The sequence below is a fragment of the Pyxidicoccus xibeiensis genome, from assembly GCF_024198175.1.
In the GTDB taxonomy this organism is placed as follows: domain Bacteria; phylum Myxococcota; class Myxococcia; order Myxococcales; family Myxococcaceae; genus Myxococcus; species Myxococcus xibeiensis.
In genome coordinates, this window is the sequence record NZ_JAJVKV010000006.1 from 486170 (window position 1) to 502319 (window position 16150).

At 70.0% G+C, this 16150-nt stretch carries 13 protein-coding genes; 9 read left to right on the forward strand and 4 right to left on the reverse strand.

Annotated features, from left to right (window positions below):
- The first annotated feature begins 362 nt into the window (after positions 1-362).
- The 6 genes from LXT23_RS28790 (at position 363) to LXT23_RS28815 (ending at position 7374) form a co-directional block, all read left to right on the forward strand.
- Positions 363-728 (forward strand): ArsR/SmtB family transcription factor, encoded by a 366-nt coding sequence (locus tag LXT23_RS28790; RefSeq protein ID WP_253983525.1) that lies wholly within the window; start codon positions 363-365, stop codon positions 726-728.
- Between the two features lie 16 nt (positions 729-744).
- A complete protein-coding gene (gene arsB / locus LXT23_RS28795) occupies positions 745-1860 on the forward strand; it encodes an ACR3 family arsenite efflux transporter (RefSeq protein WP_253983526.1) in 1116 nt (371 codons plus the stop codon).
- A 295-nt stretch (positions 1861-2155) separates the two neighbouring features.
- Positions 2156-3124, forward strand: a complete 969-nt coding sequence (gene phnD, locus LXT23_RS28800) for a phosphate/phosphite/phosphonate ABC transporter substrate-binding protein (RefSeq protein ID WP_253983527.1) — start codon at positions 2156-2158, stop codon at positions 3122-3124.
- 38 nt (positions 3125-3162) lie between these two features.
- On the forward strand, positions 3163-4449 hold the full coding sequence (locus LXT23_RS28805) for a hypothetical protein (protein ID WP_253983528.1): 1287 nt from the start codon (positions 3163-3165) through the stop codon (positions 4447-4449).
- A 34-nt stretch (positions 4450-4483) separates the two neighbouring features.
- Positions 4484-5755, forward strand: coding sequence for an ABC transporter substrate-binding protein (locus tag LXT23_RS28810; protein ID WP_253983529.1), 1272 nt, complete (start codon positions 4484-4486; stop codon positions 5753-5755).
- Positions 5752-7374, forward strand: coding sequence for a methyl-accepting chemotaxis protein (locus LXT23_RS28815; RefSeq protein WP_253983530.1), 1623 nt, complete (start codon positions 5752-5754; stop codon positions 7372-7374). The genes LXT23_RS28810 and LXT23_RS28815 overlap by 4 nt, the downstream gene beginning before the upstream one ends.
- Before the next feature lie 132 nt (positions 7375-7506).
- Here the strand turns inward: LXT23_RS28815 and LXT23_RS28820 are convergent, their stop codons facing one another.
- The 4 genes from LXT23_RS28820 to plpQ all read right to left on the reverse strand — a co-directional run bounded on the left by LXT23_RS28820 (position 7507) and on the right by plpQ (position 12637).
- Positions 7507-9183, reverse strand: a complete 1677-nt coding sequence (locus tag LXT23_RS28820) for a hypothetical protein (RefSeq protein WP_253983531.1) — start codon at positions 9181-9183, stop codon at positions 7507-7509.
- A gap of 34 nt (positions 9184-9217) precedes the next feature.
- Positions 9218-11563 (reverse strand): PhoX family protein, encoded by a 2346-nt coding sequence (locus tag LXT23_RS28825; protein WP_253983532.1) that lies wholly within the window; start codon positions 11561-11563, stop codon positions 9218-9220.
- Between the two features lie 121 nt (positions 11564-11684).
- Positions 11685-12242: a DUF192 domain-containing protein gene (locus LXT23_RS28830; protein ID WP_407692919.1), complete on the reverse strand. Its 558-nt coding sequence runs from the start codon at positions 12240-12242 to the stop codon at positions 11685-11687.
- The gene (gene plpQ / locus LXT23_RS28835) at positions 12239-12637 is read right to left on the reverse strand and encodes a motility regulator PlpA (protein WP_253983533.1); all 399 of its coding nucleotides are present in this window, start codon (positions 12635-12637) and stop codon (positions 12239-12241) included. Before plpQ ends, LXT23_RS28830 begins: the two co-directional genes overlap by 4 nt.
- Positions 12638-12662: 25 nt before the next feature.
- On the opposite strand from plpQ, the gene LXT23_RS28840 reads away from it, so the two are divergent.
- The 3 genes from LXT23_RS28840 to LXT23_RS28850 all read left to right on the forward strand — a co-directional run bounded on the left by LXT23_RS28840 (position 12663) and on the right by LXT23_RS28850 (position 16126).
- A complete protein-coding gene (locus LXT23_RS28840) occupies positions 12663-15029 on the forward strand; it encodes a tetratricopeptide repeat protein (RefSeq protein WP_253983534.1) in 2367 nt (788 codons plus the stop codon).
- A 27-nt stretch (positions 15030-15056) separates the two neighbouring features.
- Positions 15057-15584: a hypothetical protein gene (locus tag LXT23_RS28845; RefSeq protein ID WP_253983535.1), complete on the forward strand. Its 528-nt coding sequence runs from the start codon at positions 15057-15059 to the stop codon at positions 15582-15584.
- A 74-nt stretch (positions 15585-15658) separates the two neighbouring features.
- Entirely contained in the window at positions 15659-16126 is a 468-nt protein-coding gene (locus tag LXT23_RS28850; RefSeq protein ID WP_253983536.1) for a DUF4440 domain-containing protein, read from the forward strand.
- Positions 16127-16150: the final 24 nt, after the last annotated feature.

Below are 16150 nucleotides of genomic sequence, written 5' to 3' on the forward strand. Positions count from 1 at the left end.
GGCGCCTCGGAAGCAGTCCATCACACCGCGCCGGAATACGCAGTGGGAGAGGCCATTGCCAGACGAAGGTTTCGCCTCAGGAGCAGACCTCGTACGGGATGACATCCTCCGTGTACATCGTGCGAATGGTTCCCCAGCAAGCCGGGCTGGAGCCGCACAGGCACCTGCGCTCTCCGACCAGATTCGTGTGTCGCGCGTCGCTGTAGAAGCGGATCCAATACTGGGTGGTACATCAAGTGAACTGCCGTAGGAGTTCGCGGTGCCCGTCCCCGGGAGTTGCGCCGGGGGATGGCGCGCTGTCATGGGAAGTTTGCAAAACCCCTCGTTGCGGCAACTGGACATTTGAATATTGTAATATCGCCATGTCCGCCGCGATTGAATCCCTGGACGTCCGCTCCGCCTCTCGACTCTTCAAGGCACTGGGGGACGAGACGCGCCTTCGTATCGTCGCGCTCCTCAGTCATGGGGAGCTGTGCGTCTGCCACTTTGAATCCGCGCTCGGGCTGACCCAGTCCAACACCTCCCGGCAGCTCGGAGTGCTGAAGAACGCTGGCATCGTCGAGGCCCGGCGTGACGGGAGCTGGGTCTATTACCGACTGGCCCCTCAGCTGGACGAGGTGTGCAAGGCACAGCTCAAGACGCTCGTGAGTGCCTTCTCCAAGCGGGACGTGCTTCGCGCGGATGTCGAGCGCCTGCTCGAGAGCCGCGGCCCCAACGCCTGTAAGTAGCCCCCGGGAACCTCCCATGACCGCCACCACGGCCTCTAACAGCATCGTCAAGAAGCTTTCCCTCATCGACCGGTTCCTGCCGGTGTGGATTTTCGCCGCCATGGGCCTGGGAATCGGCCTGGGCCGCGCCTTCCCGGACCTCGGCGCCCGGCTGGACACGGTGAAGCTGGACACCGTGTCGCTGCCCATCGCCATCGGCCTCTTGTGGATGATGTACCCGGTGCTCGCGAAGGTGCGCTATGGCGAGCTGGGCCGGCTGCGCACGCGCGGCAAGCTCTTCACCACCTCGCTGGTGCTCAACTGGGTGGTGGGGCCGGTGCTGATGTTCGCCCTGGCCTGGCTCTTCCTGCCGGACCTTCCGCACTACCGCAACGGGCTGGTGCTCATCGGACTGGCGCGCTGCATCGCCATGGTCCTCATCTGGAACATGCTGGCGTGCGGCAGCAACGAGGTGGCCGCCGTGCTGGTGGCCCTCAACTCCGTCTTCCAGATTCTCTTCTACTCGGTGCTCGGCTGGCTCTTCCTCACCGTCATTCCGGGCTGGCTGGGCGCGGATGTCACCGCGTTCGACGTGTCCATGTGGAGCATCGCCAGGAGCGTGCTCATCTTCCTGGGCGTCCCCCTGGTGGCCGGGGCGCTGACGCGCATCGTCCTCACGCGGCTCAAGGGAGAGGCGTGGTACGAGCAGCGCTTCCTGCCGCGCCTGGGCCCCACCGCGCTCATCGGCCTGCTCTACACCATCGTCCTGATGTTCGCGATGCAGGGGGAGAAGATCACCCGCCTGCCGCTCGACGTGGTGCGCATCTCCCTCCCGCTGGTCGTCTACTTCGTCATCATGTTCACCAGCGCGTTCTTCCTCTCGCGCAAGCTGGGCTTCAGCTACGAGGAGACGGCGTCGCTGTCCTTCACGGCGGCGGGCAACAACTTCGAGCTGGCCATCGCGGTGGCGGTGGGCGTCTTCGGCATGGCCTCCGGTGAGGCGCTTGCCGGAGTGGTGGGGCCACTCATCGAAGTGCCCGCGCTCATCGCCCTCGTCTACCTGTCGCTCTGGCTCAAGCGCCGCCTCTTCCCGGCGGCGGGAGAGGCCGTGCTGCCCACGGACCGCTTCCAGTCGACGGAGTCCTCGCGATGAATGCGGCTCATCACCAGGGCAGCCAGGCGTCCTCCAGCAGTTCCCAGAAGCCGGGCGCGTCCTTCGGAACCCGGGTTGATCGCGACCAATGGTCCACTTGAACCCACCGTCCAGCCTTCCAAGCGACTGAAATCTTACAATCTTAACGGTGGCGTCACATTTGCTCTAGTCTGGTTTCGTCACGAAAGTGACACGACAGGGGCCTCGACAGGGGCCTCTGTCCCCCTCAGCCACACCTCCACCCACTTCGGGCTGGTGCGGGTTGACCCACACCCCAGAGTACCGAGCTCCCCCCATGACGCCCGTGTCTGCCCCCTCCCGCTTCTCGAAGCGCCGCTACCCCCTTGCCCGCGTGGCCGCGATGCTCCTGGCCTTCGGGCCCTCCGTGGCGAGCCTGACGGCCCACGCGCAGCCCCCGGCCGCCAGCAGTGCTCCCGCCGCGAAAGCCAAGACGGTGCGGATGGCGATGACCGCCGCGTTCGTGTCGGAGAGTGGCATGCCCGTCTACGGGCGCATCGCCACGTATCTCAGCAAGAAGCTCGGCACGGAGTTCAGCTTCGTCACCGGCCAGTCCTATGGCGCCGTGGACAAGATGCTCGACGCGGGCACCGTCGAGGTCGCCTTCGTCTGCGGCCTGCCCTACGTCCTCAAGCACGACGCCAACAAGGCCGCCGTGCACCTCGTCGCCGCGCCGGTGATGAAGCACGCGCGCTACGGCAACAAGCCCAAGTACTTCTCCGACCTCATCGTCCGCAAGGACAGCAAGTTCAAGAAGCTGGAGGACCTGCGCGGCGCGACCTTCGTCTACAACGAGGAGGCCTCCAACTCGGGCTACAACATGCCCCGCTACAAGCTGCTGAAGCTCGGGCAGACGCAGGGCTTCTTCGGCAAGCTCGTGCGCTCCGGCTCCCATGAGGAGTCCATCCGCATGGTGGCCACCGGCAAGGCGGATGCGAGCTTCGTGGACAGCCTGGTCCTCGACTTCGACCGGGAGACCGGCAACGGGTGGGCCAGCGAGGTGTCGGTCATCGACTCGCTCGGGCCCGCGGGCATTCCCCCGGTGGTCGTGTCGGGCAAGGCGCCCGCGGAGCTGCGCCAGCGCATCAAGGATGCCCTCGTCACGATGCACAAGGACCCGGACGGGCGCCGCATCCTCGATGACGCGCTGGTCGACCGCTTCGTCGAGGTGGACGACAGCAACTACAACGACGTCCGTCAGCAGCATCAGGCGGCCGTGAAGGCGGGCTTCACCACCATCAAGTGATGGACCTCGCGCGCCCCCCCCACGCCCCGTCCATGACCATGACGTCCCCCTCCCTCCCCCGGGCCCTCCGTGGCGCGGCCCTGCTCGGGCTCGCCCTGACCTCCCCTTCGGCATGGGCCGAGGAGCCGCCCCCCACCGGTTCCTCCGCCCCCGCCAGCGTGCCGTCCGCTCCCCCTTCCGAGAGCGCACCCGAGCCCGAAGCCGCACCCCTCGTCCCGGAAGCCTCCCGCCTGAAGCTGACGTTCGGCGGGTTCCTCACCGGAACGATGAGCTACGACACGAACCGCGGCGCGAGCCGGCCCTACCTCCACCAGGTGGGCTCCGGAGGCACGGAGGACGTCCTCTTCTTCGACGCGGCGGGCACCCGGCTCAACGTCGGCCTGGAGTCCCACGGCGACGCGGTCGTCGGCCGCGGACTGCTCGAGCTGGACTTCCTGGGCGGCGAGGGCCCCTTCTCCCCTCGCATCCGGCATGCCTACGCGGAGCTGGAGACGGCGCTGGGCAGCATCCGGCTGGGACAGTCGTGGACCCTCATCGGGCAGCACTTCCCCACCAGCTTCAACCTCGACGGCCTCTTCCTCCAGGGCAACCCGCACAACCGCCTTCCGCAGGTGACCCTGTCTCGCAAGGTGGGGCCGCTGGAGGCCTCGGCCGGGGTGTTCCTCAACAATGCCAGGAACGGCTCGGCCACCATCGTCGTCGACCCGGCCCTCGCCGGCTCGGCCTCGCCGGGTGACAATGCCTCCCCCATCTACCAGGCCCGCCTGGGCGTCACCGTGAGGCAGACCGGGTTCGTCGCGGTGGCCGCGGCGCTGGGGAAGACGCGGGTCTACTTCTCGCCCACGCCGGGCGCTGACGCGGGGGCGGCCTTCGACTCACCGGTCGGCATGGCGCTGGCCACGCTCGACTTCTCCATTCCCCTGGCCCCCCTGACGCTGTCCGGCAAGCTCTGGTACGCGGCCTCCGGCGGCTACAGCGCCGGTATCGGTCAGCTCGCCGTCATCGATGCCTCGGGCGAGCTGCGGCAGCTCCGCTCGCGCGGGGGCTGGCTGGACGTCGCGATGTCGCTGGGACACCAGGCCAAGGTGTCTGCCTATGCGGCGGTGGATGACCCCGAGGACCGCGTGGAGGGGGTTGCCATTCCGATAGCGCGCAACCTGACCCTGGGCGCCACCACCTCCTACGAGGTGATGCCGAAGTTCATCCTGGGGCTGGAGGGCCAGTACGCGCAGACCCGGTATGCCCCCCCCGCCGGAACCCCCGCTCCGGTGCGTGCCGAGGCAAACGCCCTGCGGCTGTCGCTCGTCGCCCAGTACCACCTGTAGGCCCGTGGCTTCATCACATGAATCGGAGCTGGGCATGAGTCCACGACGCGACGTGAAGCGCCTACGCGGGTTGGCCCCCTGGCTGTTGCTGGGAGCCCTGACGTGCGCCGGGGCGGTCCTGGCCGAGCCAGGAGTGAGTCCGACGGAGGTGGTGCTCGGACAGCCCGCTGCCTTCAGCGGCCCGTCCGCGGGCCTCGGCGTGGAGATGTGGCGCGGGGCCTCGGCGGCCTTCGCGGAGGCGAACGCCGCGGGCGGCGTCCACGGCCGCAAGGTCCGCATCGTCGCCGCCGACGACGCGCTCAATCCCGAGCAGGCGGCCCCGGCTGCCCTGCGGCTGCTGAAGGAGCAGCAGGTCTTCGCCCTCTTCGGCGGCGTAGGCGACGCCACGCTGATGAAGGTCCTGCCCGTGCTGCTGCGTGCCTTCCAACGGGAGCAGGCCTTCTACTTCGCGCCGTCATCCGGCGCGCAGCCCCAGCGCGAGCCGCCGTGGGAGCCGGCCGTGTTCAACGTCCGGGCCTCCTACCGCCAGGAGATTCGCGCCATCGTGGATGCCTTCATCGCCCTGGGGCGCCGCCGCATCGGCCTGTTCGTCCAGAACGACGCATTCGGCGCCATTGGCCGGGATGCCATCCTTCGAGCGCTCCAGGACTACGGCCTCAAGCCCGCGGCGGATGCCACCTACCGGAAGGGGCAGGACTTCACCGTCAGCACCCAGCCGCAGCTCGAGGTCCTGCGCGCGGGGAAGACGGACGCCATCATCGCCATCGGCACCGCCCAGGCCTGTGCCGCGCTGATTCGCGACGCGCGACTGGCCGGCTGGGACCTTCCCATCCACAGCCCCTCGGTGGTGGGCGCCGACGCCCTCGTCTCCCTGCTGCGCGCCGAGGAGCAGCGGGTGAGCAAGCCGCTGCTGGGCAACCTCATCTTCACCCAGGTCGTCCCGTCCTATGACGACACGGACCTCGACCTCGTCCAGCAGTACCGGGCCGCCATGGAGCGCCACCGGCCCACGGCGCCCCCGGGCCTGGGCGGTGGCTACACCCCTGCATCGCTCTACAGCTTCGGCTCCCTGGAGGGCTACATCAGCGCCCGGGCGATGCTGGCCGTCCTGGAGAAGACGGGCCCGGAGCTGACCCGCCAGCGGTTCCACGCCGCCGCCGAGTCGATGGGCAAGTTCGACCTGGGGCTGCGCGCCGTCGGGGAGCTGTCGCCCACCCGGCACCAGGTGCTGAGCAAGGTCTGGTTCACCTATGTCACGGCCGAGGGCTGGCGGACGACGTCCGCACCCGGGACGGTGCTGCGATGAGCGCCCCGGGAAGGCGTCTCACGGGCCGGTGGGACCCGCTGTCGCTGCGGTTCGGCCTCGCCGCCAAGCTCATGCTCATCAGCGCCGGCGTGACGCTGCTGGTCTGCGCCACGCTCATGCTCCAGGCGTCCACCCGCATGACCGCGACGATGCGCGGCGCGTTCACCGCCAACGGAGAGGCGCTCGCGCTGTCGCTGGCGTCGGCCGCCGAGCAGAGCGCGGGCGGCAACATCGCCCTGCTCCAGAGCGCCATCGACTCCGGACAGACGCTTGCCCATGTGCGCTACATCTACATCCAGGAGTCCGACGGGACCATCGTCGCGCACACCTTCGTCCCCACCTTTCCCACCGGCATCGAGCAACACAACCCGTTGGAGATGGGCGAGCTGTCGGCTGGCGCGCGCGTGAAGGTGAACCCCGGCCTGGAGTTCACGGCCTACGGCGACCCCATCCGCGCCATCGACGTGGCGGCGCCCATCTCCGGCGGCGCGCTGGGCACCGTGCACGTCGGCATGGACCTCGACGCCATCTCGACGGAGGTCACCTCGCTGCGGCGGGCCCTCATGCTGTGGGCGGGCCTCGTCCTGCTCGTGGGCGTGCTGCTGAGCTACGTGGCCTACAACCTCATGCTGCTGCGGCCCTTGCGGCACCTGGCCCACGTCACCGGCCGCATCGTCGAGTCCAATGACCTGGCGCAGGTCGTGACGGTGAACTCCCGGGACGAGCTGGGGCAGCTGGCGCGCTCGTTCGCGATGATGGTGGAGAAGCTGCGGCAGTTCCAGTCGAGCCTCCGCGGGTCGGTGGGGGTGCTGACGGAGTCGGCGAGCCGGCTCGATGCGGACACCTCCGAGCAGAGCGCGATGATCCACCGTCAGGCCGCGGCGCTGCAGCAGACGCGGGTCACCATCGACGAAATCAACCAGACCTCGATGATGGCCTCCGGGCGCGCGAACTCCATTCTCGAGGTGGCGGTGCGCGCGGACGAGGTGGTCCGCACTGGCGAGGACGCCCTGCAGAAGACCATGGGGGGCCTCAACGACATCCAGGGGGTCGTCCAGCAGATGGCGGAGATGGTGACGCAGCTCGGAAAGCGGACCGCGCAGATTCACGGCATCGCGGAGACGGTGCGGGAGCTGGGGGCCCAGTCCAACATGCTGGCCATCAACGCCGCCATCGAGGCGGCCCGGGCGGGAGAGTCGGGCCGGAGCTTCGGCGTCGTCGCCCGGGAGATTCGGGCGCTGGCGGACCAGTCCATGCGCGAGACGCACCGGGTCACCGCCATCCTCGCGGAGGTGTCGGACACCGTGGCGCAGGCCGTGAAGAGCTCGGAGAACGGCTCGGTCCGGCTGCAGGTGGGGCTGTCCCAGGTGGCGGTGTCCGGCGACAAGCTCCGGGAGCTCTCCAGCATCCTCACGGAGAGCACGTCGGGCGTGAGGCAGATTGCCGCGGCGGTGAGCCAGCAGAGCACGGGGGTGAATGAAATCTTCACCGCGCTCAAGAGCCTGGACGCGATGATGGTGGAGACCACGCCCCGTGTCGCCTCCACCCAGAAGGCCGCCAGCGCCTTGAAGGACCTCTCCGTGAAGGTGTCGGAGCTGGTCAGCCACTACAACGCCTGAGGACCGGGCGGAGGGCACTGGCGCGGCCGGCCCGCGCGCTGAGTGCCGGAGGTGGGGAGTACAGCGGGGGAGGTCGCACGGTGGTCGCAAGCCGGGCTGGTAGCTTTCGCCGGCCATGCGAACCCCTCACGCCTACTCCCATGCCAGGTGCAGCCGGCCATCCTCGAAGATGAGCCCCGCGTCTTCGAGTCCCGTGGACCCGTTCTCCACCTGCGGCAGCACGTTCTCCGGTGGCGCGAGCAGCGTGTCCCTTCCCTTCGCGAAGCCCTGCTCGCGCACCAGCGCCAGATAGGCTCGGCTCAACTCCAGCGCCCGCTCGCGTGACGGCGTCACGAGCCACGCCAGGTCCTTGTCTCCACCCTTCGCCGCCCGGCGCACGGTCGCCTCGTCGACCGCCCCGCCCTTGAAGAAACGCGACAGCAGCTCCTGGTTCGCGCGGAACTCGTCGCCGCCCTTCACGCGCTCGAAGTACGTCAGCACCTCGGGCTTCGCGTGGCCGGCCTGCGGCACGTCGGGAATGCCTCGCAGGTCCTGCGGCCGCCACCCTTCCCGGCCCGGCACCTTGCGCGGGAAGGCGAAGGTCTGGTCCACCGTCACGCCCAGGTTCGTGTGGCAGCCCATGCAGAACGCATGCTCCTCCATCGTCTGCACGCGCAGCCGCCCGCGCGCGTCCTCGATGAAGCCCTGCAGGCGCCAGCCGAAGTCGTTGATGAGCCCCAGCTCGGGGTTGCCGGGGAAGACGGGCAGGCGCCCCTGCAGCTTCTTCTCCCGCTCCTCCGCGTAGAAGCCCGTCACGCGGTCGTCCTCGTGCTCCTCGTCCTTGCGCGAGTAGCGGACCTCCTTCATCCGCGTGGACAGCAGCGCGGGCGCGTCCGGGTCCACGTACCGCACGGTGTGCAGGAACTCCGTACCGAGCGGATAGAAGTACCGGCGCACGGCCACCTGCGCCGCGCCGCCCACGTAGTGTGCGGGCAGCCCACGCACCTGCTCCACCGCCGCCTCGAGCGCCCCGTCACCGTCCAGGTCCACCCCGCCCGCGCGCTCGTCCACGGGCTCTACCCGGCGCCGCGCACCGCTCACGTCCGTGAGCCCCGGGTCCACCGTCATCGCCGCCTCGAGGATGGAGAGGTTGAGCCGGTACACCTCACGTGACGGCCGCCCCTCCGAGTCCCGCCGGAAGGCCTCCGGCAGGCGGATGAAGACGTCGTCGGTGCTGCCATTGGTGGGCCAGAAGGTGCCCAGGAAGGGCTTGTAGCGCACCGCCCGCCACCCGCTGCCGTCGCGGGCGAAGCCGTCTTCGTCGAAGCCCCGGGCCAGGTCCAGGTCCGGCACCCAGCCCTTGTACCCGCCCGTCCGCCCCGTCAGCGCGGCCCGCAGCGGCGTGTAGTTGTCCTGCCGGATGTACTCCAGGACCTCCGCGTCGGAGATGTCCGCCATGGCGGCCGAGCGGTCCGTGAAGAGGTTCGTCCACTGGTTCGTCAGGCCCACGTCGCTGAAGGCGTACTCGGCCTGCAGCCCCTCGTCGCCCATGACGTTGGCGCCCACGCCGCCCGTGTGGCACGTCCAGCACGGGTTCGAGACGCCCTCCGTCTTCGTGTAGCACATGGACGGAATGGGAGCCTCGCGGTTGGCCACGCGGCCACCGCTCGCCAGTGCCTGCGCGAGCGGGTCGAAGAGAGGCTCCGCTTCGGGAGGCTCCGGTGGCGGACGGCCAATGGCCCCCCACACGCCGACGGCGGAGAACACGACTCCCAGCGCGAGGAGCCCGATGAGGGCCCCTCGCACTCCTCCCTTCGACACCGCGGACATCCGATTCCACCTCCGGGACTGAGTGGGCCTGCGACTACGGCCAGACGCTGTAGTTGTCCTCGCCCGGGTGCTGGACGCTGACGAACAGGGTCTTCATGTCCGGGCTGAACGCGGGTCCGGTGGCCTCGGCGTCGCTCGGGACGGAGAGGACGCGGAACGCCCGGCGGAAGTACTCGTTGCCGCGGTGGGCCGGGCTCTGGTTCAGGTAGTAGACGCTGTCGGACACCTTGTTCGCGTTGAAGTTGCCGTCGGTGCCGAACCACACGCCGCCGTCACGGTCGATGGCGAGGTTGTCCGGCTTGGCCGCCGAGTACTCCGGCGTCGCGCTGAGCGAGGCCGTCTCGCCCTTCCACACGCGGAAGTACGCGAAGGTCTTCGAGCCCGCCGGCGCGGCGGTGTTGGACTCCCGGAGGGCGAAGATGGAGCCCACCCGGTCCGTGGGGCGCGCATCCGCCGCGGCGCGGTCCTTGATCACCCAGACACCCTCGCCGTTGCGCTGGGCGACGGCGATGCGGCCCTGCTGGTCCAGCGCGGTGACGTCGCCGTGCTCGGTGAAGGCCACGTACAGCAGCGGCGTGCCGCTCGGGTCCTTCGGGTTCCACTCCAGGTCCTCGGGACGGTTGAGCTCCATCACCCCCACCTTGTTGGCGGCGGTCCAGAGCAGCTTGCGAATCTGGTCGTCGTTCACGAAGCCGCCGATGGCGTTGTAGTTGGCATCCCGCAGCGCGGCGCCCACCGTCAGCGTGGGCTGGCCATAGGCCTCCGCGTTGGGCGCCACGTCCGCGCTGTCCACGCTCAGCTCCACCCAGCGGCCCTGGCCGGGAGCCTGCTCGGTGGGGATGGCACCGCCCACCAGCGTGTCACCCGTGCTGTTGTTCAGGCCCGCGAAGTGCGCGGCGTAGAGCTTGCCCGTCTCCAGCAGGTCGCGGATCTGCTTCTTCGTCATGCCCTCGGTGTAGTTGCCGCTGGTGACGAACTTGAAGATGCGGCCACCGCGCCGGTCGTCGCCGCCGTACATGACGATGGGCTGGCCCGCCAGCAGCTTCCAGTTCGCATCCACCACGAAGGTGGCGTTCTCCCAGTGCGCCCGGCCCATGCCGCCCAGCTTGCGGTGGCCCGCGCCCTGCTTCGTCGCGTCCTTGTCGTACCAGAGGTCCGCCGGCTGGCCCGGGTCGATCTCCGTCAGGTAGCCGTACCCGTCCTTGAGGTGGCTGGAGTTGGCGTCGGAGCTGATGAAGTCGCCGGACGTGGGAGCGGAGAAGTTCGGGTCCAGCGGCGCGCCCGCCGCGAAGCCCGGGGCATTCACCTTCCAGGTGTTGCCATCCCAGAGCGCGAGCTCCGGGTCGCCATAGGCGCCCTGGGTGTTCTCCTCGCCCGTGAAGATGGTGCCCCACGGCGTCTGACCGCCGGAGCAGTTGGAGTGGGTGCCGGGCACCACCCCCGCCGCCAGCGGGTTGCCGGCGTCATCGCGCTCGGTGCCGGACAGGGACAGGCCCACCACCTTCGCCAGCGTGGAGCTGGTGGCGTCGTAGCGCAGGTTGGCCGCGCTCCGGTCCACGGCCCACTCGCCGGTGGCCGGGTCCTGCACCACGCGAATCCACGAGCCGCCCACCTGCTTCTTCCACTCCTTGTTGTAGGTGATGAGCGCGTCGGCCTGCCACGTGGTGCCGTCCGTCACGGTGTTGGACAGCACGCCCGTGTTGCGGAGGAACTTCGCGAAGTCCAGGTGCTGGCCGATGGGGGCCGTGCCCGTGCGCGGCTTCGTGCCGGAGATGTACTCGTGGTTGATCCACATCCACCCCGCCGAGCCCTTGCCGGTGAACTGGGGCGCGTTGCCGTTGGCCGACCAGCCGTCTCCGAAGAAGGCGATGTAGTCCACGTTGGCGCCGAAGCGCGCCCCCGTCTTGCTGAAGGTGACGGGGTCCATCCACTTGATGACCGTGCTGGAGAACAGGCCGGGCACCGTACGCACCGTGTCCGTGGAGGACGACGGCAGCGGGAACACCATGGGCGTGGGCAGCTGGTTGGTGACCACCTGGTCCACGCGCAACTTCACGTACTCGGCCAGGTTGGAGGCGCCCGTGCCCAGGTCGCCGCGGAAGGTGATGGCAATGACCGAGGACAGCGGCGTGCCCGCCTCCACCCCGGGAGCGCGGGTGATGGCGCCCGGACCCGGCTGCCCCTGCGTGCCGGGACCCGCGGGGCCCGGAGGCCCCTGCGTGCCGGGCTGCCCATCCTGACCGTCCTGGCCCGGGGTGCCATCCTGACCGGCCGGGCCCTGCGTGCCCGAGGCACCCTGCTCACCCTCGCAGCCGACGACGGCCACGGTGCTGCCCAGGAGCATCGCGCTGGTGGCGAGCCCCAAGAGACGAGAAGACATGAAGTACTCCCTCCAAGAGTGGTCGCCGGCACGGGGACGCGCGAGCGCGGGCGCATCCTGCTCAGGCCGTGTGGCAACCACTTGGACGGTACGTCACTTCTTCATCACGGAGGCGCGGCGCTCAGGGGGCGATGTCCGCCGTGGACACGCCCTCGAACTCCACCGTGCTGCCCTTCTTCACGCCCACCTTCTCCGTCCAGCCGCCGGGCACCTCCAGCACGTACTGGCTGGGCAGGCCCACGGAGCGGGACTCGAGCGACTTCGGCTCCGCGCGCGAGACGACGCCGACGATGCGCAGGTCCGAGGAGATGAAGAGCATGTCCAGGGGGATGAGCGTGTTGCGCATCCAGAAGCCCTGCACGTCCTGGCGGGGGAAGAGGAAGAGCATGCCCTTCCCGGCGGCCAGCTCCGTGCGCCACATCAGCCCGCGGGTGCGCGCGTCCTGGGTGGCGGCGACCTCGACCTCCACCCGGTGCACGCCTCCGAAGGCATCCTTGAGCCGCACGTAGCCCCGCGGCAGCGGCGGCATGACGTAGTCCCTCGCGGTGACGTCGGTGACACGCCTGGGCACGGAGTCGCTCGGAGTTGGTGGCCGGGGCTGGCTGCCCTGCGCTTCCTGCTGGCAGCCGGCCAGCAGGAGGGGCACGGCCGCCGCCATCAGCCGGAGGAGGGCCTTCATGCGTGCGGGTGCAGCGGCTTGTTGAGCAGCTTCTCCGTCAGCTCGGCGCCGAGGCTGTCGGACATCAGCCGCTCCACCACGGTCTCGAACTCCACCCGCTGGGACTCGCTGCTGTAGATGAAGCGGATGCCCATGCCCGGCTCCTCCGCGTCGGCCTTGGACCAGACGACCTCGCCCAGCAGCTCGAAGGGTGCCTCGCGGTGGGGCACCGTCAGCTTGAAGAGGAAGCGCGTGCCGATGGGCAGCGGCTTCTTCGTCTTGATGAACGTGCCGCCCTTGCTGATGTTCTTCGTGTAGTCCGCGAAGAACGAGTTGAGCTTCTTGTAGTCGACCTTCAGCTCGATGGGGGCTCGCCCGTGCTGGCGGTGCTCGGGACCTGTCTTCTGTTCGGACATGCTGGGCGGGAGTATAGGGGAGGCCATGCGGCAAGTCCTCACCCGTGCCCTGGCCCTGTTGCGCCGCCCCGGAGTCCTGGCCATCGTCCTCCTGCTGGCAGGGGGTGGCTCGGCGCTCGTCCTGCTCCCCCTCTTCGGCGTCCCCGGCTTCGAGCTGAGCCTGGCCCTGGCCATCGCCATGGGCCTGCTCGGAGGGGGGACGGGCATCGCCGCCGCCGCCCAGGAGCGCCGCCTGCTGCTCGGGGTGGACCCCCGCCCACAGGGGGCCACGCCCGTCCGGGAGCCCGGCGCCGCCGTGCGGCTCGCCCTGGGGGCCTCCCTGCTGCTCAATGTAGGCGTGCTGGTGCCCCCGTTCCTGGCGGCCACCCTCTTCGCCGTGCTGCGCACCGCGTGTGACCCCTTCGAGCTGGTGGGCTTCTACCCCCTGCTCACCCTCCCCTCGGCCCTGCTCGCCTCCTCGGCGGGGGTGCTGTGTGGGTTCCGGGGCAAGCGGCCGGCCCGGGCCGCGGGCCTGTACGCGCTGGCGGTGCTGGTGTCGGCCGTGCCCACCCTGTGGCCCATCGTCCTGGGGCCGCAGGTGTTCGCCTTCAACCACTTCCTGGGGCACCTGCCGGGGCCGCTGTACGACGAGGCGCTGGCGATTACCCCCGCCCTGGCCTGGTTCCGCCTGGAGACGCTGCTGTGGGCCTGGGTGCTGGCGGGCCTGGCCGCCGCCACGCTGGACACCGGCTCCGGCCGGCTGGGGCGCTCCGGCCTGCGCCCCGCGCTCCTCGCCGTCCTGGCGCTGCCGCTCACCGTCATCGTCCTCATCGAGACGCGCGGCCCGGAGCTGGGCCAGCGGATGACGGACGCGTACCTCGCCGAGGAGCTGGGCGGCGTGCGCGAGACGGAGCACTTCCGCCTCCACTACTGGCGCGGCAAGCCCCGCGAGGACGTGGACCGGATGGCGAGGGACCTGGAGTTCCGCTGGACGCAGACGCAGCGCTTCCTGGGCGTGGCCCCCACCGAGCGCCTCAAGGTGTGGCTCTACAAGGACGAGAAGCAGAAGCAGCGGCTGGTGGGCGCCGGCCGCACCCAGTTCGCCAAGCCCTGGCGGCACGAGCTGCACATCCAGGACCGGCCCTTCCCCCACGCCGTGCTGCACCACGAGCTGGCGCACGTCATGGCGGCCCCGGCCGGCTCGGGCCCCTTCCGCGTCACCACGCGGCTGGGCCTGTGGCCGCTGATGGGCGTGATTGAAGGCCTGGCGGTGGCGTCCGACGGCCCGGTGCAGGGCGACCTCACGCTGCACCAGTGGGCCGCCGGCATGCGCAAGCAGAACCTGGCCCCGGACATGCGCAAGCTGATGGGGCCGGAGGGCTTCTACCAGTCCGCACCCTCGCGCGCGTACACCGTGGCCGGCTCGTTCCTGCTGTACCTGGCGGAGACGTACGGCGCCGCGAAGCTGCGCGCCGTGTACGCCGACGGCGACTTCCAGGAGGCCTATGGCCGGCCCCTGGGAGAGCTCGTCACCGAGTGGGAGGGCCACGTGGACGCGCTGCCCCTGGACGCCGCCGCGATGGCGCGCGCCTTCGCCCGCTTCCGCACCGGCAGCCTCTTCGCCCGCGCCTGCGCCCGCGAGGTGGCCCGCCTCACCGAGGCCGCCCGCGACGCGCTGGCCAGCGACCCCGAGGACGCGCTGGCGCGCTACCGCCGCGCCGCGGAGCTGCAGCCGGAGGAGCCCGGCTTCCGCCTGGGCGAGGCCACCGCGCTGTCCACCCTCGAACGTTACGAGGACGCCGCCACCGTGCTGGCCAGGCTCGCCGAGGCGGAGCGCGTGAAGGGCCAGGCCGTCCTGGAGGCGGAGGTGGCCATGGCGCGCGCGGACGTCGCGATGCGGCGCGAGCAGCCCGAGGAGGCCCGCCGCTTCCTCGACTTCGTGCTGTCGAAGGACGCCGGCCCGGAGCTGACGCGCACCGCCCAGGTGAAGCTCGCCGCGCTGGAGTCCCCCGCGCGCCGGGCCCCCATCGACGCCTACTTCCGCGCGTCCCACGAGGAGCTGCGGCTGCTGCTGCTCTCGCGCGCCCTCACGGCGGTGCAGAAGGACCCATACCTGAGCTACCTGCTGGGCCGGCGGCTGCACCAGGTGGGGGCGCCCGCGCTCGCGGCCGAGCAGCTGCAGCAGGCCCTGGCGGACGAGGGGCTCCCGGAGGCCCTGCGCAAGGAGGCCCTGCGCCTGCGGGTGGAGTCCGCCTACCTGGCGGGCGACTGCGGCGCGGTGCGCCACGAGGTGGGGGCCATGCCGGACTTCGGGGATGCCTTCCGGGCCTCCACCACCGAGTGGAAGTCGCGGTGTGATTTCGAGGAGACGACCTTTCGCGGCCCCCTGGTGCCACGACAGGCTTTCCGCTAGACGTGCCCGAAATCAAGGAGGACGCGAATGCGGTTCGAGACGAGGCAGCGAATCCAGGGGACGGTGGACGAGGTGGAGCGCGCGCTCCTCGACGAGCGGTACTTCGAGTTCCTGCTGAAGCACCACGGCGTGCTGCTGGAGCTGCAGCCGCTGGAGGTGAAGACCGAGGGTGACGTGGTGCGCCGCCGCGTGCGCTACCGCCCCAAGCCGGTCATCGAGAGCATCGGCCCCAAGCGCGTGCCCCCCGAGTGGTTCGCCTTCATCGAGTCGTCCACCTACGACAAGCGCCGCAAGGAGCTGACCTTCACCAACGTGCCCACCTCCGGCACCATCTCCAAGATGCTGGTGAACACCGGCGTGCTGAAGCTGCGTGACATCGGCGGCGGGCAGACGGAGCGCACCCTGGACGGGGAAATTTCCCTCAAGCTGCCCTTCCTGATGAAGCCGCTGGCCCTGGTGGGCGAGAAGGTCATCCAGAACGAGGGCCTGAAGATTCTCGACGCCGAGGTGCCGGTGCTCAACCGGTTCATCACCGAGGTCATCCGCAAGGCCTGACCGGGCGCCTGCCCACATGGCGGGGTCTGGGGAATGGGTTGACTTCCTCTCGGTTGTCCCCGTAAGGCCCCGCCATGCTCAACCGCTTCCTCGCCCTCAGCGCCCTGTTCCTCCTGGCCGGCTGCGCCACGAAGCGCATCCCCGGCACGGACATCGACGACACCTCCGACACGCGCGCCATCCTCCAGGTGATGGAGAACTACCGCGCCGCCGTGGAGGCCCGCGACGCTCCGGCCATCCAGTCCCTGGTGTCCAAGGACTTCCGCGAGGATGCGGGCACCCCGGGCGAGCCCGAGGACGACCTCACCGCCGCGAACCTCACCCCCTACCTGGAGTCGCTCTTCAAGCAGCTCCAGAGCCCCCGGGTGGAGCTGGACGTGCGCCGCGTGCAGGTGAGCGACGACGTGGCCGCCGCCGTCTACTACTGGAAGGCGAGCTGGCGCATGCCCACCCTCAACCAGCGGCCCCAGCGCGAGTCCGAGCTGGAGCAGATGGTGTTCCGCCGCGAGGGCGGCGGGTGGAAGATCGTCTCCGGCATCTGACGGAAAAGCCGCGCCCGCCGGCCA

Bases quoted from the DNA above. Each gene is read 5' to 3' on its own strand.
- plpQ (WP_253983533.1), bottom strand. From the start codon at position 12,637: ATGTCCGAACAGAAGACAGGTCCCGAGCACCGCCAGCACGGGCGAGCC.
- LXT23_RS28850 (WP_253983536.1), top strand. From the start codon at position 15,659: ATGCTCAACCGCTTCCTCGCCCTCAGCGCCCTGTTCCTCCTGGCCGGC.
- phnD (WP_253983527.1), top strand. From the start codon at position 2,156: ATGACGCCCGTGTCTGCCCCCTCCCGCTTCTCGAAGCGCCGCTACCCC.
- LXT23_RS28815 (WP_253983530.1), top strand. From the start codon at position 5,752: ATGAGCGCCCCGGGAAGGCGTCTCACGGGCCGGTGGGACCCGCTGTCG.
- LXT23_RS28830 (WP_407692919.1), bottom strand. From the start codon at position 12,242: ATGAAGGCCCTCCTCCGGCTGATGGCGGCGGCCGTGCCCCTCCTGCTG.
- LXT23_RS28790 (WP_253983525.1), top strand. From the start codon at position 363: ATGTCCGCCGCGATTGAATCCCTGGACGTCCGCTCCGCCTCTCGACTC.
- LXT23_RS28810 (WP_253983529.1), top strand. From the start codon at position 4,484: ATGAGTCCACGACGCGACGTGAAGCGCCTACGCGGGTTGGCCCCCTGG.
- LXT23_RS28820 (WP_253983531.1), bottom strand. From the start codon at position 9,183: ATGTCCGCGGTGTCGAAGGGAGGAGTGCGAGGGGCCCTCATCGGGCTC.
- LXT23_RS28805 (WP_253983528.1), top strand. From the start codon at position 3,163: ATGACGTCCCCCTCCCTCCCCCGGGCCCTCCGTGGCGCGGCCCTGCTC.
- arsB (WP_253983526.1), top strand. From the start codon at position 745: ATGACCGCCACCACGGCCTCTAACAGCATCGTCAAGAAGCTTTCCCTC.
- LXT23_RS28825 (WP_253983532.1), bottom strand. From the start codon at position 11,563: ATGTCTTCTCGTCTCTTGGGGCTCGCCACCAGCGCGATGCTCCTGGGC.
- LXT23_RS28845 (WP_253983535.1), top strand. From the start codon at position 15,057: ATGCGGTTCGAGACGAGGCAGCGAATCCAGGGGACGGTGGACGAGGTG.
- LXT23_RS28840 (WP_253983534.1), top strand. From the start codon at position 12,663: ATGCGGCAAGTCCTCACCCGTGCCCTGGCCCTGTTGCGCCGCCCCGGA.